The sequence below is a fragment of the Rathayibacter sp. AY1A2 genome, from assembly GCF_002930935.1.
Taxonomy (GTDB): domain Bacteria; phylum Actinomycetota; class Actinomycetes; order Actinomycetales; family Microbacteriaceae; genus Rathayibacter.
This window is the reverse complement of sequence record NZ_PSTP01000008.1, coordinates 18,990-41,612: the sequence shown is the minus strand read 5'-3', so window position 1 is coordinate 41,612 and position 22,623 is coordinate 18,990. Positions and strand designations below refer to the sequence as shown.

Sequence of the window (22,623 nt, the reverse complement as noted above, 5' to 3'; positions counted from 1 at the left end):
CACGGAGTAAAGTGGTCGGGTCGTCACGAGCGACCCCTCTCTCCTCCCCCTCGCCCCAGCGATCCGCGACGCCCGATCGACGCCCCGCCCCGCCGGCTCGGGGGGAGCCGCCGTCCACACGGAGCCCCTCCCTCATGTCTTCTCCCGCCGTCTCCGACGCGCCAGCAGCCGCCCCGCAGAACTCCCGCGGCCGCGTCATCCTCGCCAGCCTCATCGGCACCTCGATCGAGTTCTACGACTTCTACGCCTACGCGACCGCCGCCGTCCTGGTCTTCCCGTCGCTCTTCTTCGTCAACGAGGACCCGGCCACGGCCCTCCTCGCCTCCTTCGCCGTCTTCGGCGTCGCGTTCATCGCGCGCCCGATCGGGTCGATCATCTTCGGCCACTTCGGCGACCGCGTCGGCCGCAAGGGCACCCTCGTCGCCTCGCTGCTCACCATGGGCGTCGCGACCTTCCTGATCGGCTGCCTGCCCACCGCGCTCACGCCCGGCTGGGAGTTCCTCGCTCCGTTCCTGCTCGTCGTGATGCGCTTCTGCCAGGGCCTCGGCCTCGGCGGCGAGTGGTCCGGAGCCGCGCTGCTCGCGACCGAGAACGCACCGGCCGGCAAGCGCGCCATCTACGGCACCTTCCCGCAGCTGGGCGCACCGATCGGCTTCATCGTCGCCAACGTCCTGTTCCTGGTGCTCGCGAGCACGATGAGCGACGAGACGTTCGCGGCCTGGGGCTGGCGCGTGCCGTTCCTGGCGAGCGCCGTGCTCGTGATCATCGGGCTCTACGTGCGGTTCAAGCTCGTCGAGACGCCCGCGTTCCAGAAGGTCGTCGAGAAGGGCGAGGTCGCCAAGCTGCCCCTCGCCCGCGTCTTCGTCACCAGCTGGCGCCCGCTCATCCTGGGCACCTTCATCATGCTGGCGACCTACGTGCTCTTCTACCTCATGACCACGTTCACGCTGACCTACGGCACCTCGCCCGTCGACGGCGCGGTTCCGGGCCTCGGCTACACGCGCAACGACTTCCTCGTCATGCTGATCGTCGGCGTCGTGTTCTTCGGGATCTTCACGCTCGTCTCCGGCCCGCTCGCGGAGCGCTTCGGCCGCCGGCGCACGCTGCTCGTGGTGACCGCGGCGATCCTCGTCTTCGGCCTGCTCTTCGTGCCCCTGTTCAGCGCCGGCTTCGCGGGCGTCATGGCGGTCCTGATCCTCGGCTTCACGCTGATGGGCCTGACCTTCGGCCCGATGGGCGCCGTCCTCCCCGAGCTGTTCCCGACCAACGTCCGCTACACCGGCTCGGCGATGGCGTACAACCTCGCGTCGATCCTCGGAGCGGCCCTCGCGCCGATCATCGCGGTCGCGCTCTGGAGGGCGGCGGGCGGCAGCACCGTGCTGGTCGGCCTCTACCTCAGCGCCGCGGCCGTGCTGACGCTGATCGCGCTCCTGCTCTCCAAGGAGACGAAGAACGCGTCGTACCACGACAACGTCTCGTAGGACTCCCTGCGGAGGACGGCCCGTCGGGATCCCCCAGCGGGCCGTCCGCGTCTCCGCTGCCTCCCTGAGCACCGGGCCCGCCCTCTGGCGGCCTGCTCGCAGCGACGACGGGGCAGAATGGACGGCGATGAGCACCACCACCTCCCGGCGCGGCGGACGACGACCCTCCCGCGACGACGGACCCCGCGCCTCCTTCTCGCAGCTCGTGCCCTACCTGCTCGAGCACCGCGGCATCCTCTCGGTCGTCGTGGTCCTCAGCCTGTTCGGAGCGGCGGCGAGCCTCGGCCAGCCCCTGCTCGTCGGCCAGATCATCACCCGGGTCCAGTCCGGTCTCGATCTCGGCCCGCTGGTGTGGGCCCTCGTCGGCCTGGTCGTGGCCTCCGGGCTGATCTCGGGCTTCGCGCACTACCTGCTCCAGCGCACCGGCGAGGGGATCGTGCTTTCGAGCCGCCGCCGCCTCGTCGCGCGGCTGCTGCGCCTCCCCATCCGGGAGTTCGACGCGCGCCGCACCGGCGACCTCGTCTCGCGCGTCGGCTCCGACTCCACGCTCCTGCGCGCGGTGCTGACCCAGGGGCTCGTCGACTCGATCGCGGGCTCCCTCGTCTTCGTCGGCGCGATCATCGCGATGGCCGTCATCGACTGGGTGCTGCTGCTGATCATCGTGGCGGTGGTGGCGGTGGCCCTCGGGCTCGCGCTGACCCTCGGCCGCGGCATCCGCACCGCCAGCCGCAAGGCCCAGGAGAAGGTCGGCGATCTGGCCGCGGCCGTCGAGCGCGCCATCAGCGCCGTCCGGACGATCCGTGCCGCCGGAGCCACCGATCGCGAGATCGCGGTCGTCGACCAGCACGCGACGGAGGCGTACCGCCTCGGGATCCGCGTCGCGCACGTCTCGGCCCTCGTGGTGCCGGTGGCCGGGATCGCCATGCAGGTCGCCTTCCTCGCCGTCCTCGGTGTCGGCGGCTACCGCGTCGCGTCCGGCGCGATCGACATCGCCCAGCTGGTCTCGTTCATCCTCTTCCTCTTCATGATGGTGATGCCGCTCGGCAACTTCATCGGCGCCATCACCTCGGTGAACTCGGCGCTGGGCGCCCTCGGCCGCATCCAGGAGATCATCGATCTGCCGATCGAGGGCGACGGCGACGCCTCCGCGGGCGGCCTCGGCGCCGGCGTGGCGGAGGAGGCCATCTCCTTCGAGGACGTGGTGTTCTCCTACGAGGAGGGCGCCGTGCCCGACGCGGCGGCCGTAGCGGACGAGCGCGACCGCACCGTCCTGCGCGGCGTCTCCTTCACCGTGCCGCGCGGCAAGCGCACCGCCCTGGTAGGGCCGTCGGGAGCGGGCAAGAGCACGATCCTCGCCCTCATCGAGCGGTTCTACGACCCGGAGGCCGGCGTCGTCCGACTCGGCGGTGTCGACATCACGGCCATCGACCGCGACGCGCTCCGCGCGCAGATCGGCTACGTCGAGCAGGACGCCCCGGTCCTGGCCGGCACCATCCGCGAGAACCTCGTCCTCGGCCGCCCCGACGCCGACGACGCCGACTGCCTCCGGGTGCTCGAGGCGGTGAACCTGACCGACGTGCTCGAGCGCAACCCGCTCGGCCTGCACGCGCCGGTGGGCGAGAGCGGAGTGATGCTCTCGGGCGGTGAGCGTCAGCGCCTCGCGATCGGCCGCGCGCTCCTGGCGGCCCCGCCGATCCTGCTGCTGGACGAGTCCACGTCGAGCCTCGACGGCCTCAACGAGCAGCGCCTGCGCCTGGCGATCGACGCGGTCGCCGAGAACCGGACCCTGCTGGTGATCGCGCACCGCCTGTCGACGGTGGTCGACTCCGACCGCATCGTCGTGCTGCAGAAGGGCGAGGTCGTGGGAGTCGGCACCCACTCCGAGCTCGTCGAGTCGACGCCGCTCTACCGGGACCTCGCCAAGCACCAGCTGCTCGTCTGACGGACGCCGCAGCGGCGTCTCGCGACCGCTGCTGCCTCATGCCGGTCGACCAGCCGCGCAGCGGCGTCTCGAGACGCCCGCACGTCTCGACCGGCAGCCTGCGCCCGCTCGTCCCTCAGCGCGGCGGCAGCCGCAGGGCCCCGTCGAGCCGGATGGTCTCGCCGTTGATCATGGGGTTCTCGACGATGTGCCGCACCAGGGCCGCGAACTCCTCGGGGCGTCCGAGGCGGGCCGGATGCGGCGTCGCCGAGCCGAGCGCCTCGCGGGCCCTGTCCGGCAGCCCGGCGAGCAGGGGCGTGTCGAACGTGCCCGGTGCGATCGACACCACGCGCACGAGCCGGGCCGCGAGCTCGCGCGCGAGCGGCAGGGTCATCGCCGCCACGGCTCCCTTCGACGCGGCGTAGGCCGCTTGCCCGATCTGCCCCTCGAAGGCGGCGACGGAGGCGGTCGTCACCAGGACTCCCCGCTCCCCGTCGACCGGCTCCCGCTCGGCGATCGACGCCGCGGCGAGGCGCAGCACGTTGAGCGTCCCGGTCGTGTTGATCCGCAGCACCCGCTCGAACTGCTCGAGCGGCAGCGGCCCGTCGCGTCCGAGCAGCCGCCCGGGTGGGGCCACGCCCGCACAGCTCACGGCGACGCGCAGCTCCCCCGCCGCCTCCACGGCGCGCGAGACGGCGTCCGGATCGAGGACGTCCCCGGCGATCAGCTGCACGGAGGCGGGCAGACGCGCGGCCTCCACCGCGTGCGGCAGGTCGAGCACGACCACGTGCGCTCCTGCGGCGTCGAGCGCCGTCGCCGTCGCGGCTCCCAGTCCGGACGCTCCCCCCGCGATCAGCGCGGACGTCCCCTCGAGTCGCACGGTCAACCCGCCGGAGCGGGGGTGGAGTCGGCGTCGGGATCGTCGGTCGGCTCGCTGCCGGGCTCCCCCGTCGGATCACTGCTCGGCTCTCCGGACGCGAGCGCCTGCGCCGAGCAGTCGGTCAGGGTGGCGTCGTAGGCGTCCCGGGCGCGCTGCGCCGCCAGGCGGACCTCCTCCTCCGCGAGCGGGCTCGCGAGCGACGGCCGGTCGCTCAGGCCGTAGCGGGCGAGGCAGTCGCTGATCAGGCGGGTCATGCGCGCGCCGCTCTCGGGATCGGCTGTGCCGGTGGGCGCCGGGGCGGCGGTCGCGACGGAGCCGGAGTCGCGGACGGTCCCGTCCGGCACCTCCGCGGCGGGACCGGAGCAGGCGGTGAGGCTCAGTGCGAGCGCGACTCCGACGAGCAGCGCGACGGGCGGGCGAAGCGTCGTGCGCAGGAGCATGGACGACCTCGTTCGTGACGGCTGCGGGCAGGAGTGCGGCCACGGTAGCGCAGTCGATGCTTCCGGCGAGCGCTGGGCGCGCTCTCAGGTCTCAGTGGCACCCCCAACGGGGCACAGGCGCACCTCTCAGGAGGGCTCGGCGAGCGCCCACATCGCGACCGCCGACGCCGCAGCGACGTTGAGCGAGTCGATCCCGTGCCGCATCGGGATCTGGACGGCGACATCGGCGGCGGCGAGCGCTTCGGCGGTGAGACCCTGCCCCTCGGTGCCGAGCACGAGGGCGATGCGCTCCGGAGCGCGGGCGGCGAAGTCCCGCAGGGGCACCGCCTCCGGGGTCAGAGCCATCGCCGCGATCGTGAAGCCCGCTCCGTGCAGGAGCCGCTGCGTCGACGGCCAGTCGCCCACGCGCGTCCAGGGCACCTGGAGGACGGTTCCCATGCTGACGCGGATGGCGCGGCGGTAGTACGGATCGGAGCAGCGCGGCGTCACCAGCACCGCATCGGCTCCGATGGCCCCGACGGAGCGGAAGATCGCGCCGACGTTGGTCGGGTCGACCACGTCCTCGAGCACGACGACGCGGCGCGCTCCCGCGAGCAGGCCGGCCGAGTCGGGCAGCACGGGCCGGTCCATCGCCGCGATCAGGCCGCGGTGCAGGGTGTACCCGGTGAGCTCGGCCAGGAGCTCACCCGGGCCCGTGAAGACGGGGACGTCGAAGCGGCCGACCAGGCGCTCGGCCTCGCCTGCCGACCCGCCGAGGGCGAGCACCGAGCGCGGCCGGTGCCCGGCGGCGATCGCGCGCTCGAGCACGAGCGCCGACTCCGCGATGTACAGGCCGTGCGGACCACGAGCGTTCTTCAGCGCGACGTCCGTGGCGTGGGCGTAGTCGCGCAGCCTCGGGTCGTCGAGCGCGGTGACCTCGATCCGCTCCACCGGATCAGGCGAAGGGGTCGGGGGTGAGCGTGTACTTGGTGCTGAGGTACTCGTGGATCCCCTCGAGTCCGCCCTCGCGACCGAGGCCCGACTGCTTCACCCCGCCGAAGGGCGCCGCCGCGTTCGACACCACGCCGACGTTGAGGCCCATCATCCCGGTGGCGAGCCGCTCGATCATCCGCTGACCGCGGGCGAGGTCGCGCGTGAAGACGTAGGACACCAGTCCGTACTCGGTGTCGTTGGCGAGCGCGACGGCGTCGTCCTCGTCGGTGAACGGCACGATCGCGAGGACCGGGCCGAAGATCTCGGTGCGCAGGATCTCGCTCTCCCGGTCGACCCCCGCGAGCACGGTCGGCCGGTAGAAGTGGCCCGCCCCCTCGATCCGATCGCCGCCGGTGAGCAGGCGCGCGCCGCGGGAGACGGCGTCCTCCACCAGCGCGGACGCCTTCTCGACCGCGCGCTCGTCGATCAGCGGGCCGATGGTCACTCCGTCCTCGGTGCCGCGGCCGACGCGCAGAGCGCGCACGCGCTCCACGATCCGCGCGGCGAACTCCTCGGCGATCGACTCGTGCACGAAGAAGCGGTTGGCGGCCGTGCAGGCCTGGCCGATGTTGCGGAACTTCGCGAGCATCGCGCCCTCGACCGCCCGGTCGAGGTCGGCGTCCTCGAACACGACGAAGGGCGCGTTGCCGCCCAGCTCCATCGAGGTCCGCAGCACGTTCTCGGACGCCTGCTGCAGCAGCGTGCGCCCGACGGGAGTGGAGCCGGTGAAGGACACCTTCCGCAGGCGGGGATCCGACAGGATCGGAGCCGACACGGCTCCCGCCGAGGACGTGGTGACCACGTTGAGCACGCCGTCGGGGAGCCCCGCCTCGGCGAGCAGCGCCGCGAAGGCGAGCGTGGTGAGCGGAGTGAGCTCGGCCGGCTTCACGACGACGGTGCAGCCCGCCGCCAGCGCCGGAGCGATCTTCCGCGTCGCCATCGCGAGCGGGAAGTTCCAGGGGGTGATGAGGTAGCAGGGGCCCACCGGGTGCTGCGAGACGATCATCCGGCCGCTGCCCTCGGGCGAGACTCCGTAGCGTCCGCTGATGCGCACCGCCTCCTCGCTGAACCAGCGGAGGAACTCGCCGCCGTAGACGACCTCGCCCCTCGCCTCCGCGACCGGCTTGCCCATCTCGAGCGCCATCAGGAGCGCGAACTCCTCGGTGCGCTCCTGCAGGAGGTCGAACGCCCGCCGGAGGATCTCGCCCCGCTTCCGCGGCGCCGTCGCGGCCCACGACGGACCGGCGGCGACGGCGGCGTCGAGCGCCCGGACCCCGTCCTCCGGAGTCGCGTCGGCGATCGAGACCAGGACCGCTCCGGTGGCCGGGTCCTCGACGTCGATCGAGCCGCCGCCTGAGGCGTCCACCCACTCGCCGCCGATCAGCAGCTGCGTGGGGATGCGGGCGAGCAGAGCGGTCTCGGCGGCGCGGGACGCGACGGAATCAGTCACAGGAGGGAACCACTTCTTCGGATCGGAGCGCGCAGACCGCGCCGGGAGGAGCTTCTCGTCCTCCCAGTGTAGGACGGGCGATCGCTCCGGGGGCGGGGTCGCCGGGAGCCGCGAGGACCTGCGCCTCCCTGAGCCCTGTGGAGGGACGAGCCCTCAGACGGACCGCTCGACGCGGACTCCCGCCTCCGTGAGCTCGCGCAGCGCCGCGGCACTCGCCTCCTCGGAGACGCCCGCGATCAGGTCCTCGAGCACGCGGACCTCGAGCCCCGCCCGTCGCGCGTCGAGTGCCGAGGCGCGCACGCAGTGGTCGGTCGCGAGTCCCACGACGTCGAGCGCGGTGACGCCCCGCTCCGCGAGCACGGCGCCGAGCTCCTCGCCCGCCTCCGTCGTGCCCTCGAAAGCCGAGTAGGAGGGGCGGCCCTGCCCCTTGAGGATCTGCACGTCGATCCGAGCGGTGTCCAGGGCCGGGTGGAACCGCGCGCCGTCCGTGCCGGCGACGCAGTGGACGGGCCAGCTGTCGACGAAGTCCGGCTCCACCGCGAAGTGGCCGCCGTTGTCGGAGTCGCCCTCGTGCCAGTCGCGGGAGGCCAGCACCGCGGAGTACCGGTCGGCGTGCGCCGCCAGATGCGCGGTGATGCCCTGGGCGACGGCCGCGCCGCCTGTGACGGCGAGCGCGCCGCCCTCGGTGAAGTCGTTCTGCACGTCGACGATCAGGAGTGCGGTGGTCATCGTGGGCCTTCCGGGAGGAGGTGGAGAGGAGGAGCGGGAGGTCGACCCGTCCGGGTCAGGAGTCGGAGAGCGAGGATCCGCAGCGGTAGACGCCCGTCACGAGGGTGTCGATCGCGGTCTTCGCCGAGTCGGAGACGTCGCCGAGAGCGTAGACCGCGAAGGTCAGCTCGGTGCCGTCCGCCGCGGTGACCACGCCGGCCAGGGTGTAGCCGGTGTCGATCCAGCCCGTCTTCGCCCGCACCGCGCCGTCGGCCGCGGCGTTGTCGCCGGCGAAGCGGTCGGAGTAGGAGAGCGAGCCCGTCCGGCCCGACACCGGCAGGCCGTCCAGGAGGATCCCCAGCTGCCCTTCGCGGGCCTGCACCTTCCGGAGCAGCTCGGTGAAGTACGCCGGCGCGACCGCGTTGCCGTCGCTCAGACCGGAGCCGTCGACGATCGCGATCCCGGACGTGTCGACACCGTAACCGGCGAGCCCCTGCAGCACACCGGCCTGCTCGGCAGCGAAGTCGCTGCCCGCGCCGGTGCGGATCGCGACGAGCCGCGCGAGCATCTCGGCGATCGCATTGTCGGAGACGAGCAGCATCTGCTGCACGAGCGTGCCGACCGGGGCCGACTCGACCGAGCCGAGAACCGCGGCGCCCGCGGGAGCGGTCCCGGTGGAGACCACGGGCGAGCCGTCCAGCTCGTCGGCGAACGCCTCTCCGGCCCGGCCGACCGGATCCGTGCCGCGCTCGGAGGTCGAGGCCGTGGGGTCCTCGCGATCGCCGTCCACCTGGAGCGCCGTGATCTCGGGCATGTAGCCGTCGACCTGCTCCTTGCGGTTCCAGGTCGGCTGCCAGGTCTCGCCCGAGTAGAGGGAGGAGTCGAGCACCAGCGACGTGATCGGCGTCCCGGCGGTGGAGGGGTCGGCCTCCCAGGCGCTCTCGACCTGCGCCGCGAGATCGTCGAGGTGGGCCGCTCCGGCGTAGGTCGACTCCCGGCCGGTCGGGAGCCGGGTCAGGGTGAGGTCTCCCCCGCCGACGAGGACGACGCTCCCGGGCTCGCTCCCGCGGACCACGGTGGTGGCGATGCGCGTGTCCGGGCCGAGGACCGCGAGCGCCGACGCGGCCGTGAGGATCTTGAGGGCGGAGGCGGTGCGGGACGCGGTCCCGCCCCCGCGGTCGAACAGGACCTCGCCCGTCGCGGCGTCGACCACACGCGCCTGCATCGAGCCCAGGCGCGGGTCGGCGGCGAGCCCCGCCACCGAGCAGGTGCGGAGCGCCTCGGCCGCCGCTTCGGCGGTGGGCCGCGCCGTGGCCGTCGGCGTCGGGGTGGGAGTCGCGGTGGCGGTCGGGGTCGAGACGACGGGCAGCGCCCCGGGCTCCGTGGCGCTGCCGAGGGCCGTCCCCACGCCGAAGGCGCCGCCACCGAGCACGGCGGCCACGAGCACCGCGGCGACCACGAGAGTGCGGCGACGGCGGGGAGGAGGCGTGTCGGTCATCCGCAACAGGGTAGCGACGCGAGTTCGACGCGACCTGGACGTCGCGGATGAGGCCGGGAACTCGCGGATCCGGCCGGGACGTCGCGGATGACGGGAGAGGGAGCCGCCTGTGGGAATCGAACCCACGACCTTCTCATTACGAGTGAGACGCTCTGCCGACTGAGCTAAGGCGGCGTGCACGCGGGGCCTGAGCCCCGGACACGATTACACAGCATAGCCTGCTCGCGCCCCCGGGCGTGAATCAGGACGGCGCGGTCGAGCAGAGGCTCCGCGACGGCGGCGGCGACCACCGCGCTCGGCTCAGGCGAGCGCGCCGCGGAGCTCCTCGAAGGAGCGGGCGATGCGTCCGGGCAGGGCCTCCCGGCCGTCGTGATCGACCCAGGCCGCCCAGGCGTGGCGGACCGCGGCGAGCCCGAGGAGCGTCAGCATCCGCGCCCGGCTGCGCATCCGCTCCGCGTCGTCGTCCTCCTGGCCGAGACGCTCGGCGACGAGCCCCTCGACCGCGAGCTCGAACTCGCGCATGCCCGCGATCTTCAGACCGACCAGATGCGGGTGCTCGCGGAAGAGCGCGCGGCGGAGGACGTGCAGCTCCCGGTCCTCCTCGAGCGGCTCCTCCATCGCGGCGACGAAGACCCGCTGCAGGTCCTCGAGCACGGCGCCACGGCCCGCGACGAACGCCGCCGCCGTCTCGTCGGCGATGACCGGGAGCCCGCCGACCAGCGCGTCCTCCTTCGAGGCGAAGTAGTTGAAGAAGGTGCGCGTGGACACGTCGGCGGCGCGCGAGACGTCGTCGATGGTCACGCGCTCCGGCCCGCGCTCGCTAGCGAGGCGGAGGACCGCGATCTCGATCGCCCGCCGCGTGGCCAGGCGCTTGCGCTCGCGGAGCCCGGGCTGCTGCTCGCGGGACCGCTCCTGCTCGGTCAGCACTTCGGGTCCACCTCCGGGACGGTCCCCTCGAGCAGGTACGCGTCGACCGCGTCGTTCACGCAGGACGTCGACTTGTTGTAGGCCGTGTGGCCCTCGCCGTCGTAGGTGACCAGGTGACCGGCGGAGAGCTCGCCCGCGAGCGCCTGCGCCCACACGTAGGGCGTCGCGGGATCGTTCGTGGTGCCCACGACCAGGATGGGCGCCGAGCCCTCCGCGGTGATCGGCTCGCGGGAGCCCTCGAACGCCGCCGGCCACTCGCTGCAGAGGATGTCGCCGTAGGCCATGTAGCGGCCGATCGTCGGCGCGGCCTGCCCGAGAGCGGCCTCGCCGGCGCGCATCGAGGCGGTGTCGGCGTCGTAGGAGTAGTCGACGCAGTTGATCGCGAGGAACGCCTCGGTGGTGTTGTCCGCGTACCGGCCGTCCGCGTCGCGCCCGTTGTAGGCGTCCGCGTACTGGAACGCGACCGCGGCGTCGCCCCGGCGGACGCCGGCCAGCATCTCGCTCAGCGCTCCCCACGCCGTGGCGTCGTAGAGCGGGTAGACGATCGCGGTGAACAGCGTGCTCGCGCCGAGCTCACGGCCGTCGGCGGCCCGGATCGGCGAGGCGTCCACGTCCTCGAGCATGCGCTTCAGCTGGGCCATCCCCGCGTCGACGGTGCCGGTGAACGGGCAGTCGTCCGAGCGGAGGCAGTCGGCGAGGTAGGCGCGCAGTGCGCTCTCGAACCCCTTCGCCTGCTCGCGCACCACGTCGAACGAGGTGGCCGCCGGATCGATCGCGCCGTCGAGGACGAGGCGGCCGACCCGGTCCGGGAACAGCCCGGCGTAGGTCGCTCCGAGGAACGTGCCGTAGGAGTAGCCGAGGTAGTGCAGCGTCTCGTCGCCGAGCGCCGCGCGCAGCACGTCGAGATCACGGGCGGCGCTCGGGGTGCCGACCTCGGGCAGCAGCGGCCCGCTGCGCTCCTGGCAGGCGGCGGCGAACGCAGCGGCGGACGTGCGTTGCGCCTGGACCCACTCGTCGCTGCCCCGCTCCCCGGGCGTGATGTCGTAGAGGTAGGAGTCGAGGCCCGCGGCGTCGAGGCAGGAGACCGCGGTGGAGGCGCCCACTCCGCGCGGATCGAAGCCGACGACGTCGTACCGGGCGGCGAGCGCGGAGTCGACCGCGTAGTCGGCGCTGTCGCGGATGAAGTCGACGCCCGACGCTCCCGGTCCGCCCGGGTTCACGAGCAGGGAGCCGATCGCCGGTCCCTTCGTCGCCGGTCGGCGCACCAGGGCGATCGACGCCGTCTTTCCCGAGGGGTCGTCCCAGTCGAGCGGGACTGTCGCGTCGGTGCAGAGAGCGCCGTCGCCGCAGTCGTCCCAGACCAGCACCTGCGAGTAGTAGCGCTCCAGGGAGTCGTCGACGGTCTGCGGATAGGGGGTGGAGGTCCGGTCGACGCTCGGGCCGGGCGCGAAGCAGCCGGTCAGGAGGGACGCGGCCGCGGCGAGCGCGACGACGACGGCCGACCGGCGCCCCCGCCTCACGCGGCCACCGGGCGGCGCGCCGCGACGACCAGCAGCGCCTCGAGAGCGAGGACCGGGGAGACGTTCGCGTCGATCCGCTGCCGGGCGGTCGCGATCGCGTCGAGGACGGCGAGCGTGCGGTCGGGCGGAGTCGCGTCGGCGAGCGCGGTCATCTCGGTCCGGACCTCCTCGTTGATGACGCCGCCGGGCGCTCCGAGCTGGAGGCGCACCACGTCGCGGTAGAGGGAGAGCAGGTCGACGAGGATCCGGTCGAGGCCGTCGCGGAGGCTCCGCGTCGCGCGTCGCTTCTGATCCTCCTCGAGCGCCCGCAGCTGCGAGCGGAGCTGCGCGGGCACGGTGCCCCCGGGCTCGACGCCGAGCGAGCGCAGCGCCTGCTGCCGCTCGGCCTCGTCGCGCTCGAGGGTGATCGCCTTGGCGTCCTCGGTCGCGACCTCGATCATCCGCGCAGCGCCGAGGACCGCGTCCGAGACGCCGCGGAGGCGCAGGGCGATGCGGAGCGTCTCCTCGCGGCGCTCGCGCGCGTTCGCGTCGGTCGCCAGGCGGTGCGCCATCCCGATGTGGCTCTGAGCCTGGCGGGCGGCGCGCTCGGCGGTCTCGGGGTCGACCCCGTCGCGGCGCTCGAGGAGACCGGCGACGTCCTCGACGCTCGGCACGCGGAGCCGCACGGAGCGGACGCGGGAGCGGATGGTGGGGAGCAGATCGGCCTCGCTCGGGGCGCACAGGATCCAGACCGTGCGCTCCGGCGGCTCCTCGAGCGCCTTCAGCAGCACGTTGGACGTGCGCTCGCTCATCCGGTCGGCGTCCTCGATGACCATGACGCGGTAGCGCGACACCGAGGGCGAGTACTGCGAGCTGCTGACCAGCCGCCGCACCTCGTCGATCGAGATGATCACGCGCTCGGTCGTCAGCACGGCGAGGTCGGGATGGGAGCGGGCGGCGACCTGGCGGCAGTCGGGGCACTCCCCGCAGCCGCCGTGGCGGCAGAGCAGTGCGGAGGCGAACGCGTAGGCGAGGTTCGAGCGGCCGGACCCGGGAGGGCCGGTGATGAGCCAGGAGTGCGTCATCGACGACGACTCCCGGCCACGGTCGTCCCGGGGCGTCGAGGCGTCCTGCAGGGCGCCGATGGCGTGCTCCTGCCCGACGAGCTGGCTCCAGACGGTCATGCCACCAGGCTAACCGCGAGCACCGACAGCCGACGCGCCGTCGAGGAGGACGGCGACCCGCTCCCGCACCGCGGCCGCGATCTCCTCGACGGGGAGAGCGGCGTCCAGGACGAGGAAGCGCTCGGCGTCCGTCTCGGCGATCGCCAGGAACGCCTCGCGCACGCGCCCGTGGAACTCCGCCTTCTCGGCCTCCAGCCGGTCGAAGCGGGTGCGGGCCGCGTCGAGCCGGCCCCGCGCGACGGCGGGGTCGAGGTCGAGCAGGACGGTGAGGTCTGGCCTCAGGTCGTGGGTGGCCCACTCCGAGAGCCGCCGGACCTCGACGGCGTCGAGGACCCGCCCGGCTCCCTGGTAGGCGACGGAGGAGTCGATGTAGCGGTCCTGCACGACGACCTCGCCGCGCTCGAGCGCCGGTCGCACGAGCGTCCCGATGTGCTGGGCGCGGTCCGCCGCGTAGAGCAGGGCCTCGGCCCGCGGGTCGATCTCGCCGCGGTGGTGCAGAACGATCTCGCGGATCTGCAGGCCCACCTCGGTGCCTCCGGGCTCGCGGGTGCGGACGACGGTCTCGCCCCGCGTGCCCAGCCACTCCTCGAGCAGCCGGGCCTGCGTGGTCTTGCCCGCGCCGTCCCCGCCCTCGAGGGTGACGAACAGCCCGGTCACGACTCCGTCGCGTCCGACGTCTCGGCGGCGGCCGCCGCGGCCGCGCGGCTCGCGGCGGTGGCGCGGGGCGCGGCGGGCTTCTTCGCTGCGGTCGTCTTCTTGGCGGCCGCGGTCGTCTTGGCCGCGGTCGTCTTGGCCGCCGTCGTCTTGGCCGCCGTGGTCTTGGCCGCCGTCGTCTTGGCCGCCGTGGTCTTGGCCGCGGGCTTCCTGGCCGGCGCGCGCTTGGCCGGAGCCTTCTTGGCCGGGCCCTTCGCGCGCTTGTCGGCGAGCATCTGGACCGCCTGCTCGAAGTCGATCTCCTCGATCGTGAGGCCCTTGGAGATCGTGACGTTGGTCTCGCCGTCGGTCACGTAGGCGCCGAAGCGTCCGTCGCGGATCCGGATCGGCTTGCCGCTGACGGGGTCCGCCTCGAACTCCTTCAGCGCGCTCGACGCGCGTCGCGCCCCGTACTTCGGCTGAGCGAAGATCTCGAGCGCCGTCGGCAGGTCGACCTCGAAGATCTGGTCCTCGCTGGTGAGCGACCGGCTGTCGGTGCCCTTCTTGATGTACGGGCCGTACCGGCCGTTCTGAGCCGTGATCGGCTCGCCGCTCTCGGGGTCGTCGCCGACCGTGCGCGGCAGGTCGAGCAGGCGCAGCGCCGTCGCCAGGTCGATCGACGCGACGTCCATCGACTTGAAGAGGGAGGAGGTGCGCGGCTTCACGACAGCGGGCTTCTTCGCGCCGCGCTTCGCGGGCACGGGCTCGACGACCTCCCCGGTGGCGGGATCCGCCGCGGTCTCCGGCTCCGGATCGACCTCGGTCACGTAGGGGCCGAAGCGCCCGTCCTTGACGACGACGGTCTTGCCCGAGTCGGGGTTGCTTCCCAGCACGCGGTCGGTCTGCACCGGGGCGTCGACGAGCTCCTGCGCCTTGGCGGGCGTGAGCTCGTCGGGAGCCAGCTCGAGCGGCAGGTTGACGCGACGCGGCGTCTCCTGCCCCTCCTCCTGGGCCACCTCGAGGTAGGGGCCGTACTTGCCGATGCGCAGGGTGATGTCGTCCGTGATCCGGACGGAGTTGATGCTCTTCGCATCGATCTCGCCGAGGTTGTCCACGACGTGTCGGAGCCCGGGGTGCGTGCCTCCGCCGAAGTAGAAGCGGTTGAGCCAGGCGACGCGGTCCTCCTCGCCGCCGGCGATGCGGTCGAGGTCGCCCTCCATCTCGGCGGTGAAGTCGTACTCCACCAGGTCGGAGAAGAAGTCCTCGAGCAGCCGGACCACCGAGAAGGCGATCCAGTTGGGCACGAGGGCGGTCCCGCGCGGAGTGACGTAGCCGCGGTCGACGATGGTGGAGATGATCGACGCGTAGGTCGAGGGCCGGCCGATGCCGAGCTCCTCGAGCGCCTTGACCAGGCTCGCCTCCGTGTAGCGCGGGGGCGGCGAGGTCTCGTGGCCCTTGGCCTCGACCTCGGCGACGACCAGGCTCTGGCCGACCTCGAGCACCGGCAGCTTGGCGTCCTTCTCGTCGCGGGCGCCGTGACGCTCCTCGTCGCGCCCCTCCTCGTAGGCGAGCAGGAATCCGCGGAAGGTGATGACGGTTCCGGAGGCGGTGAACTCGGCGGTCTTCGCGACGTCGCCGGCCGGCTCGGCGAGCAGCGTCACGGTGGCGGTCGAGCCCTTGGCGTCGGCCATCTGCGAGGCGACGGTGCGCTTCCAGATGAGCTCGTAGAGGCGGAGGTCGTTGCCGCGGAGGGTGCCCGAGAGCTGGTCCGGGGTGCGGAAGGTCTCGCCCGCGGGCCGGATGGCCTCGTGCGCCTCCTGCGCGTTCTTGTTCTTGCCGGAGTACAGGCGGGGCTTGTCCGGGACGGTCTCGGCTCCGTAGAGGGACGCGGCCTGAGTGCGTGCGGCGTTCAGCGCCTGCTGCGAGAGCCCGGGCGAGTCGGTCCTCATGTAGGTGATGAAGCCGTTCTCGTAGAGCGACTGCGCGACGCTCATCGTCTGGCGCGCCGAGAAGCGGAGCTTGCGCGCCGCCTCCTGCTGGAGCGTGGACGTGGTGAACGGGGCGGCGGGGCGGCGCGAGTACGGCTTGGACTCGAGGTTCGAGACCCGGACCGTGGTGGCGGGGTCGCGCAGCGCCTCGGCGAGGGCACCGGCGGTGGACTCGTCGAGGACGGTGACGTCGCCCTTCAGCTGACCGCGGTCGTCGAAGTCGCGGCCGCTTCCGATCCGCTTGCCGTCGAGCCGCGCCAGGCGGGCGTCGAAGCCCGCCGCGGCGTCCGACTCGGGTGCGAGCACGGTGGCGAGGTCCCAGTAGCTCGCCGACACGAACGCCAGGCGCTCCCGCTCGCGGTCGACCACCAGGCGGGTCGCGGCCGACTGCACCCGACCGGCCGAGAGCCCGGGGCCGACCTTGCGCCACAGCACGGGCGAGATCTCGTAGCCGTAGAGGCGGTCGAGGATGCGGCGGGTCTCCTGGGCGTCGACCAGGGAGGTGTCGATGTCCCGGGTGTTGTCGCGCGCCTTCTGGATCGCGTCCTTCGTGATCTCGTGGAAGACCATGCGGTGCACGGGGACCTTGGGCTTGAGCTCCTCGAGGAGGTGCCACGCGATGGCCTCGCCCTCGCGGTCCTCATCAGTGGCGAGGTAGAGCTCGTCGGCGTTCTTCAGCGCGCGCTTGAGGTCGGCGACCGTCTTCTTCTTCTGGTCGGAGACGACGTAGTAGGGCTCGAAGCCGTTGTCGACGTCGACGGAGAACTTGCCCAGCGGGCCCTTCTTCAGCTCCGGGGGGAGGTTCTTCGGCTCGATGAGGTCGCGGATGTGCCCGACGGAGGCGAGCACCTCGTAGCCGTCGCCCAGGTACTGGGCGATGGTCTTGGCTTTCGCCGGCGACTCGACGATCACCAGCTTCTTCGTGCCGGACACAGTTCTCCTCGATTGGTGCTGTCGGGTCGGACGACCAGTGGTCCGACGTCCCCTTGCTGCGGGGAGACGGTGCGCGGCGACGTGGTGCGGGGAACGGCGACGCGTCCCCATCGGCGGGGGCGCCCGACAGGCACACCATACACACTGACCCCGGACGTCCTGCCCCCTCCCGAGGACACGGGGACCTCGGGAGGACGCTGGACACGGCCTCGGAGCCGCCTGCCCGGCCTGCCGACGACGGGGGTGACGCGCGGCGCCGATCGGCGCATGATGAGGCATGGCAACGACGCACACCACCACGACCTCCGCCTACACGGCCAAGCTCCTCGACGGACCGCTGGAGGGCAAGACCCTCCGCCGGGGATACGGCGACGATCAGGCCCCCGCCGCACGCCTCGAGATCCCCGGGGCGAGGGCGGGCTCCCGCTACATCTACCTCCTCGCCGGCGGCCTCGAGCACGACGAGGGCGCGGGCGCCCTGCCGACCGCCGCCGCGTACCGGTACCAGCGACTCTCCTCCGACTGACGCGCTCCCGCGGCGACGTCCGGACCTCGGTCTGGACGACGCCCGCTGCTGCCTCCGCCCTCAGGGCGGCGGGCCGGCCCTCGACCGCGCCGTGAGGGAGAGCGGACCCGCGGCGACGGCCGCCTCCGTTCTCGCGACGCCCCCGTCGACGTCGCAGAGGACGAGCTCGGCGCCGTTCGCGCGGGCCACGGCGGCGGCACGTCCGCACGGATCCCCGGCCAGCAGCCCGGAGGCGACGTCGGCCGCTGCCAGGGACGAGGCGTCCGCGGCGGCGACCGCTCGCTGGTGCCCGACGACTCCTGCGCAGCCGGCGAGCACGGCGGCCGTCACCAGGATCGTGCCCGCGACGACTCCGATCGCCACGACCGCGGCCGATCCCTCCTCCCGGTCGCGGACAGCCCCGGGGAGCCGGCGGATCATCCGCCCCCGCCCAGCGCGCAGGACCGGACCGAGACCGGGAGCGACACCGCCGGGAGCGGGCGCAGCCGGGCCGCGACGTCGACGCAGACCAGTCCGTCCTGCTCCCCCGCCGTGAGCGACGCCCCCGCCACCCGGGCGAGCGGCGCGCGGGGGTCGTCGCCCCGGGCCGCGGACCGGGCCGCGTCGGCGGCCGCGTCGACGAGCCGGACGTACTGCGCCGAGGCCGCCACCGACCCCAGGCACAGCGCCAGCACCGCGACCACCGCCGGGAGCACGAGCGCGAGCTCGGCAGTGGCCGAGCCCTCCTCCTGGACGAGCCGCCCGCGCAGCAGCGGAAGGCCTCTCATCCCGCCGCGGTGAGCGCGCGGGTCACCAGGTCGGTCAGGATGCTCCGCACCTCGTCGCCCTTGAGGATGACCACGAGCAGCCCGGCGAAGCCGACCGCGGCCATCGTCGCGATCGCGTACTCCGCCGTCGCCGACCCCTCCTCGTCGCCCAGAGCGCCGAGACCTCCCCACCCGGGTCGGCACCACTCGACGCGCCCCGCGGAGACGTCGATGCCCGTTCCTCCGCCGGACACCGCACCTCCGCCGCTCCTCGAGCCCCGGCTCGTTCCGGCCACACCACTTCCCGCATCCCTCCTCCTACCGAATCCTCGACTCCGGGAGATTTCCCCGCCGCTGATCGCCGTGTCACTGCTCATGTGTCCTGCTCCGTTCCGCCCCGCTCCGTGCCCCTCCTCCGAGGATCGCGGACTCCCGATCCCACCGATCGACCCTCCGGTGGATCCGTGGAGACGCCTCCCGATCCCGCCCCTGTGGAGGAGCGGTCGACCGAATCACGCCGCCACCGAGAACGTCGAGAGCAGCACCGAGACGACCATCGGAGCCACTCCGAGCAGCAGGAACGCCGGCAGCACGCAGACTCCGAGCGGCAGCATCAGGGTCACGCCGAGCCGAGCGGCTCGCTCCCGCGCCCCGGAGGACGCCCGTGCCCGGACCAGAGCCGCCTCGCTCCGGAGCAGGCGTCCGGCCGGCACGCCCGCCGCCGCGGAGAGGGCGAGCACCGGGTCCGCGTCGGAGAGCACGCGCTCGCCCGAGTCGAGCCCGCACTCGGCGAGCGCCGCCACGACCCGGGCGCGCGACGACTCGATCGAGCCGCCACCGGCCAGCGCCACCGAGAGGAGGTCGAGCGCGAGCCCGGGCGCCGGATCGGCCGGGGCCGCGCTTCGGACGAGGCGCCGCGACCACGCGTGCGCGGCCGCCATCAACCCGGCTCCCCCGACCAGGCAGACCGCACCGGGCACCGTCCCGAGGAGCACGCCGACCACGTCGAAGCCCAGCAGCGCCCCCAGACCCAGCGCCGCCAGCGGCAGCGCGCTCACGACCCTCCCGGTGGCGGAGGGACCGGCCAGAGCCACCTCGATGTCCCGGCGGGCGCGTGCCAGCTCGCGCAGGGACTCCGCCAGCTCGCCGAGAGCGGCGGCGACCGGCGCGCCGGAGTCGGCGGCCACCCGCCACGCGGCGGCCAGCGCCGCCCACGCGGTCGCCTCACCGGTGTCCGGCGCTCGCCGTCCCGCCCGCTTCCGCTCCGGGCCGCTCCGCCGCGAAGCCGGCGTCCCGCGCAGCAGCGCCTCCGTCACGTCGCCCCCGCGGCCGGCCTCCTCCGACACCGCCCGGAGCAGCCGCCGCCGCCCGTCGCGGCGCTCGAGGTGGAGCACCAGGTCGATCGCGCTGACCGTCTGGCGGGCGATCGCCTCGGGCCCGAGTCCCGCGAGGACCCCGAGCGCCTCGAGACGCGCGGGCACGTCCTCGAGGGAGTTCGCGTGGAGGGTCCCCGCACCGCCGTCGTGCCCGGTGTTCAGCGCGGACAGCAGCTCGCGCAGCTCGACGCCGCGGCACTCGCCGAGGACCAGGCGGTCCGGACGCATCCGCAGCGCCTCCCGCACGAGCCGGTCCAGGCCCACGGCACCGGCGCCCTCGAGGTTGGGCTGCCGAGCCTCGAGCGAGACGACGTGCGGGTGCGCCGGCCGGAGCTCGCCGACGTCCTCGATGGCGACGATCCGCTCGGTCGGCGCCGCGCACCCGAGCAGGGCACCGAGCAGGGTGGTCTTGCCTGATCCACCGGCTCCCGTGATCAGCAGGTTCCACCGCTCGCGGACCGCCCGGCGCAGAAGCCGCACTCCGTCGTCGTCCAGCATCCCGGCCGCCTGCAGCTCCCCGAGCGTCCAGGAGTCCGACCGCGGCACCCGCACCGACACGAGCGCTCCCCCGGTCGCCACCGGCGGCAGCACGACGTGCACGCGGACCCCGTGGCGGAGCCTGACGTCCACGCACGGGCTCGCCTCGTCGACGTGCCGTCCACCGGCCGCGACCAGCGCGACGGCCAGCCGCCGTGCTCCGGCGGCGTCGAGCGTCCACTCCGGAACCCGCTCCGCACCACCGCCCCGGTCGATCCAGAGGCCCGCGCCGCCGTTCACGAAGAGGTCGGTCACCGCGGGATCCGCGGCGTGCGGCGCGAGCAGCCCGAGACCGGCGGCGGCGGGCCGCACCGGCAGCGGGTCGCGGCGGTGCTCGGCGGGGACGAGGGGGACGAAGTCGCGGGTCATCCCGGCACGCTAGGAGCCCGTTCCGCGCGCCGGGGCGCTCCCTGCCCGATCGGAGGAGAGACGCCCGCGTCGGCGCCTGTGGAGGAACGACCCGGGCCGGACGCGAGCGCAGGGGCGGCCCGGGGCTCTCGGCAGGGAGCCGCTCCGAGGAGGGGCCCCACGGCGCAGAGAAGCCCAGTCGACGAGGAGACGTCCCGGCGACGCGGAAACGCCCCCGCGAGCAGGGCTCGAGCGGGGGCGTCCGTCCGCCGGATCAGGCGGGAAGAAGGGGGCGGCACCCATTGGGGGGAACAGGTGCCGCCTCGGCGGCGCTGGATTGGGGGGAATCACTTGCGCCGCTGGGCCGAAGTTCATTCGGCCGTATGCAACTGTAGGGGACGGATCGCGATTCGCCAAGCCCGGATCCTGTTCTCTGCGGACTCTTATCCGACACCCGCCCCGCACTCAGCTTGCGGCGCTCGGCGATCCCCGCTGGAGGCGGGCGCTACGGTGGTGCGACGCCGACCGCGCGGGCCGGCGAACGTCTCACTCGCGAAGGAGCGAATCGCAGATGTCCACTCCCCCCGACGCCCCGGCCGCCGACCGGAACGCCATCGACAACCTCCTCCACGAGACCCGCCGGTTCCCGCCGCCGGCCGATCTCGCCGCCGGAGCGGTCGCGACCGCCGCGCTCTACGACGAGGCCGCGGCCGACCGCCTCGCCTTCTGGGCCGACCGGAGCCGCGAGCTCCTGCACTGGCACCGACCGTTCACGCGCACCCTCGACTGGAGCGAGCCCCCGTTCGCGAAGTGGTTCGACGACGGCGAGCTGAACGTGGCCTACAACTGCCTCGACCGCCACGTCCTGGCCGGCCACGGCGACCGCGTCGCCCTGCACTGGGAGGGCGAGCCCGGCGACTCCCGCTCGATCACCTACGCCGAGCTCACCGCCGAGGTGAAGCGCGCCGCGAACCTGCTCACGAGCCTCGGCGTCCGCGTCGGCGACCGCGTCGCGATCTACCTGCCCATGATCCCGGAGGCGGTCATCGCGATGCTGGCCGTCGCCCGGCTGGGGGCGGTCCACTCCGTCGTCTTCGGCGGCTTCAGCGCCGAGAGCCTGCGCGCGCGCATCGACGACGCGGAGGCGACACTCGTCATCACCGCCGACGGCGGCTGGCGCAAGGGCGCCGTCTCGCCCCTGAAGCCGGCGGTCGACGCCGCGCTCGCCCTCGGCGGCGAGTCCAGCGTCCAGCACGTCCTGGTCGTGCGCCGCGGAGGCAACGAGGTCGCCTGGCACGAGGGGCGCGACCTCTGGTGGCACGAGGAGATCGTGGCGGTCGACGCCGACCACGTCGCCAAGCCGTTCCCCGCCGAGCAGCCCCTCTTCATCCTCTACACCAGCGGCACGACCGGGAAGCCCAAGGGCATCCTGCACACCAGCGGCGGGTACCTCACCCAGGTCGCCTTCACGCACCGCGCGGTCTTCGACCTGCACCCCGAGTCGGACGTCTACTGGTCGACCGCGGACGTGGGCTGGATCACCGGGCACAGCTACGTCGTCTACGGCCCGCTCGCCAACGGCGCCACCCAGGTGATGTACGAGGGCACTCCGGACAGCCCGCATCCCGGCCGCTGGTGGGAGATCGTCGAGAAGCACGGCGTGACGATCCTCTACGCGGCGCCCACGGCGATCCGCTCCTTCATGAAGCTCGGCCGGCAGATCCCGCAGCGCTTCGACCTCTCGAGCCTGCGCCTGCTCGGATCGGTCGGCGAGCCGATCAACCCGGAGGCGTGGGTCTGGTACCGCGACGTCATCGGCGGCGGCCGCACCCCCATCGTCGACACGTGGTGGCAGACCGAGACCGGCGCGATGATGGTGTCCCCCCTGCCCGGGGTGACGACTCTCAAGCCCGGGTCCGCGCAGGTAGCTCTGCCGGGGATCTCGATCGACGTGGTCGACGACTCCGGGACGCCGGTCGGCGCCGACGAGGGCGGACTGCTCGTGATCACCGAGCCCTGGCCGGCGATGCTGCGCGGCATCTGGGGCGACCCGGAGCGCTACGTCGAGACCTACTGGTCGAAGTTCGGCGACCGCTACTTCGCGGGTGACGGAGCGCGTCGCGACCAGGACGGCGACCTCTGGCTCCTGGGGAGAGTGGACGACGTGATGAACGTCTCCGGCCATCGCCTCTCGACGGCCGAGATCGAGTCGGCCCTCGTCTCGCACCCGGTCGTCGCCGAGGCGGCCGTCGTGGGAGCCGCGGACGAGACCACCGGCCAGGCCGTGGTCGCGTTCGTGATCGCGAAGGCGAGCCAGGCCGAGGCGCTGGCCCACGGACACGACGAGCTCGAGGCCACCCTGAAGGCGCACGTCGCCGAGCACATCGGCGCGATCGCCCGCCCGAAGCGGATCTTCGTGGTGCAGGAGCTGCCCAAGACCCGCTCGGGGAAGATCATGCGCCGGCTGCTGCGCGACGTGGCGGAGGGACGTGCCGTGGGCGACACGACGACGCTCGCGGACACGCAGGTGATGGCGGTGATCTCCTCCGCGATCGCCGCGGACTGACCGGGCGCCG

Annotated in this window: 19 protein-coding genes and 1 tRNA gene; 4 read left to right on the top strand and 16 right to left on the bottom strand. The window is 73.5% G+C overall.

What is annotated here, in order from left to right; all coding sequences use genetic code 11:
• The first annotated feature begins 134 nt into the window (after window positions 1-134).
• A complete protein-coding gene (locus C5B93_RS09015) occupies window positions 135-1,481 on the top strand; it encodes an MFS transporter (RefSeq protein WP_104222221.1) in 1,347 nt (448 codons plus the stop codon).
• A 127-nt stretch (window positions 1,482-1,608) separates the two neighbouring features.
• Window positions 1,609-3,423 carry an ABC transporter ATP-binding protein gene (locus tag C5B93_RS09010; protein ID WP_104292282.1) on the top strand — a complete coding sequence of 605 codons (1,815 nt, stop codon included), beginning with the start codon at window positions 1,609-1,611 and terminating at the stop codon, window positions 3,421-3,423.
• 115 nt (window positions 3,424-3,538) lie between these two features.
• On the opposite strand, the gene C5B93_RS09005 is transcribed toward C5B93_RS09010, so the two are convergent.
• The 12 genes from C5B93_RS09005 to topA all read right to left on the bottom strand — a co-directional run bounded on the left by C5B93_RS09005 (window position 3,539) and on the right by topA (window position 16,514).
• Window positions 3,539-4,282: an SDR family oxidoreductase gene (locus C5B93_RS09005; RefSeq protein ID WP_104292314.1), complete on the bottom strand. Its 744-nt coding sequence runs from the start codon at window positions 4,280-4,282 to the stop codon at window positions 3,539-3,541.
• A 2-nt stretch (window positions 4,283-4,284) separates the two neighbouring features.
• Window positions 4,285-4,722: a hypothetical protein gene (locus C5B93_RS09000; RefSeq protein ID WP_104292281.1), complete on the bottom strand. Its 438-nt coding sequence runs from the start codon at window positions 4,720-4,722 to the stop codon at window positions 4,285-4,287.
• 126 nt (window positions 4,723-4,848) lie between these two features.
• Window positions 4,849-5,652, bottom strand: a complete 804-nt coding sequence (locus C5B93_RS08995; protein WP_104292280.1) for an RNA methyltransferase — start codon at window positions 5,650-5,652, stop codon at window positions 4,849-4,851.
• Between the two features lie 4 nt (window positions 5,653-5,656).
• Window positions 5,657-7,144 (bottom strand): NAD-dependent succinate-semialdehyde dehydrogenase, encoded by a 1,488-nt coding sequence (locus C5B93_RS08990; protein WP_104292279.1) that lies wholly within the window; start codon window positions 7,142-7,144, stop codon window positions 5,657-5,659.
• Window positions 7,145-7,297: 153 nt separating this feature from the next.
• Window positions 7,298-7,873 (bottom strand): nicotinamidase, encoded by a 576-nt coding sequence (locus C5B93_RS08985; protein ID WP_104292278.1) that lies wholly within the window; start codon window positions 7,871-7,873, stop codon window positions 7,298-7,300.
• 55 nt (window positions 7,874-7,928) lie between these two features.
• Complete coding sequence (gene dacB, locus C5B93_RS08980; protein ID WP_104292277.1) at window positions 7,929-9,350, bottom strand: D-alanyl-D-alanine carboxypeptidase/D-alanyl-D-alanine-endopeptidase; 1,422 nt, start codon at window positions 9,348-9,350, stop codon at window positions 7,929-7,931.
• 101 nt (window positions 9,351-9,451) lie between these two features.
• Window positions 9,452-9,524, bottom strand: a tRNA-Thr gene (locus C5B93_RS08975).
• Between the two features lie 126 nt (window positions 9,525-9,650).
• Window positions 9,651-10,277, bottom strand: coding sequence for a TetR/AcrR family transcriptional regulator (locus C5B93_RS17250; protein ID WP_181068368.1), 627 nt, complete (start codon window positions 10,275-10,277; stop codon window positions 9,651-9,653).
• Window positions 10,271-11,797: an alpha/beta hydrolase gene (locus C5B93_RS08965; RefSeq protein ID WP_104292276.1), complete on the bottom strand. Its 1,527-nt coding sequence runs from the start codon at window positions 11,795-11,797 to the stop codon at window positions 10,271-10,273. The genes C5B93_RS17250 and C5B93_RS08965 overlap by 7 nt, the downstream gene beginning before the upstream one ends.
• Window positions 11,794-12,960 (bottom strand): DNA polymerase III subunit delta', encoded by a 1,167-nt coding sequence (locus C5B93_RS08960; protein ID WP_104222203.1) that lies wholly within the window; start codon window positions 12,958-12,960, stop codon window positions 11,794-11,796. The genes C5B93_RS08965 and C5B93_RS08960 overlap by 4 nt, the downstream gene beginning before the upstream one ends.
• A 9-nt stretch (window positions 12,961-12,969) precedes the next feature.
• A complete protein-coding gene (gene tmk, locus C5B93_RS08955) occupies window positions 12,970-13,617 on the bottom strand; it encodes a dTMP kinase (protein WP_104237717.1) in 648 nt (215 codons plus the stop codon).
• On the bottom strand, window positions 13,614-16,514 hold the full coding sequence (gene topA / locus C5B93_RS08950; RefSeq protein WP_104292275.1) for a type I DNA topoisomerase: 2,901 nt from the start codon (window positions 16,512-16,514) through the stop codon (window positions 13,614-13,616). Before topA ends, tmk begins: the two co-directional genes overlap by 4 nt.
• Window positions 16,515-16,791: 277 nt before the next feature.
• On the opposite strand from topA, the gene C5B93_RS08945 reads away from it, so the two are divergent.
• Window positions 16,792-17,040, top strand: coding sequence for a hypothetical protein (locus tag C5B93_RS08945; RefSeq protein WP_104222197.1), 249 nt, complete (start codon window positions 16,792-16,794; stop codon window positions 17,038-17,040).
• A gap of 60 nt (window positions 17,041-17,100) precedes the next feature.
• Here C5B93_RS08945 and C5B93_RS08940 read toward each other — a convergent pair whose 3' ends face one another.
• From C5B93_RS08940 to C5B93_RS17875, 4 genes are all read right to left on the bottom strand, one after another.
• A complete protein-coding gene (locus C5B93_RS08940) occupies window positions 17,101-17,460 on the bottom strand; it encodes an Rv3654c family TadE-like protein (RefSeq protein ID WP_104222195.1) in 360 nt (119 codons plus the stop codon).
• Entirely contained in the window at window positions 17,457-17,807 is a 351-nt protein-coding gene (locus C5B93_RS08935; RefSeq protein WP_104292274.1) for a TadE family type IV pilus minor pilin, read from the bottom strand. The genes C5B93_RS08940 and C5B93_RS08935 overlap by 4 nt, the downstream gene beginning before the upstream one ends.
• On the bottom strand, window positions 17,804-18,040 hold the full coding sequence (locus C5B93_RS08930) for a DUF4244 domain-containing protein (protein ID WP_258059887.1): 237 nt from the start codon (window positions 18,038-18,040) through the stop codon (window positions 17,804-17,806). Before C5B93_RS08930 ends, C5B93_RS08935 begins: the two co-directional genes overlap by 4 nt.
• Window positions 18,041-18,298: 258 nt before the next feature.
• Window positions 18,299-20,068 (bottom strand): TadA family conjugal transfer-associated ATPase, encoded by a 1,770-nt coding sequence (locus C5B93_RS17875; RefSeq protein ID WP_104292272.1) that lies wholly within the window; start codon window positions 20,066-20,068, stop codon window positions 18,299-18,301.
• Window positions 20,069-20,618: 550 nt separating this feature from the next.
• Between C5B93_RS17875 and acs the strand changes: the two genes are divergently transcribed.
• Window positions 20,619-22,613, top strand: coding sequence for an acetate--CoA ligase (gene acs, locus C5B93_RS08920; RefSeq protein WP_104292271.1), 1,995 nt, complete (start codon window positions 20,619-20,621; stop codon window positions 22,611-22,613).
• The last annotated feature ends 10 nt before the right edge of the window (window positions 22,614-22,623 follow it).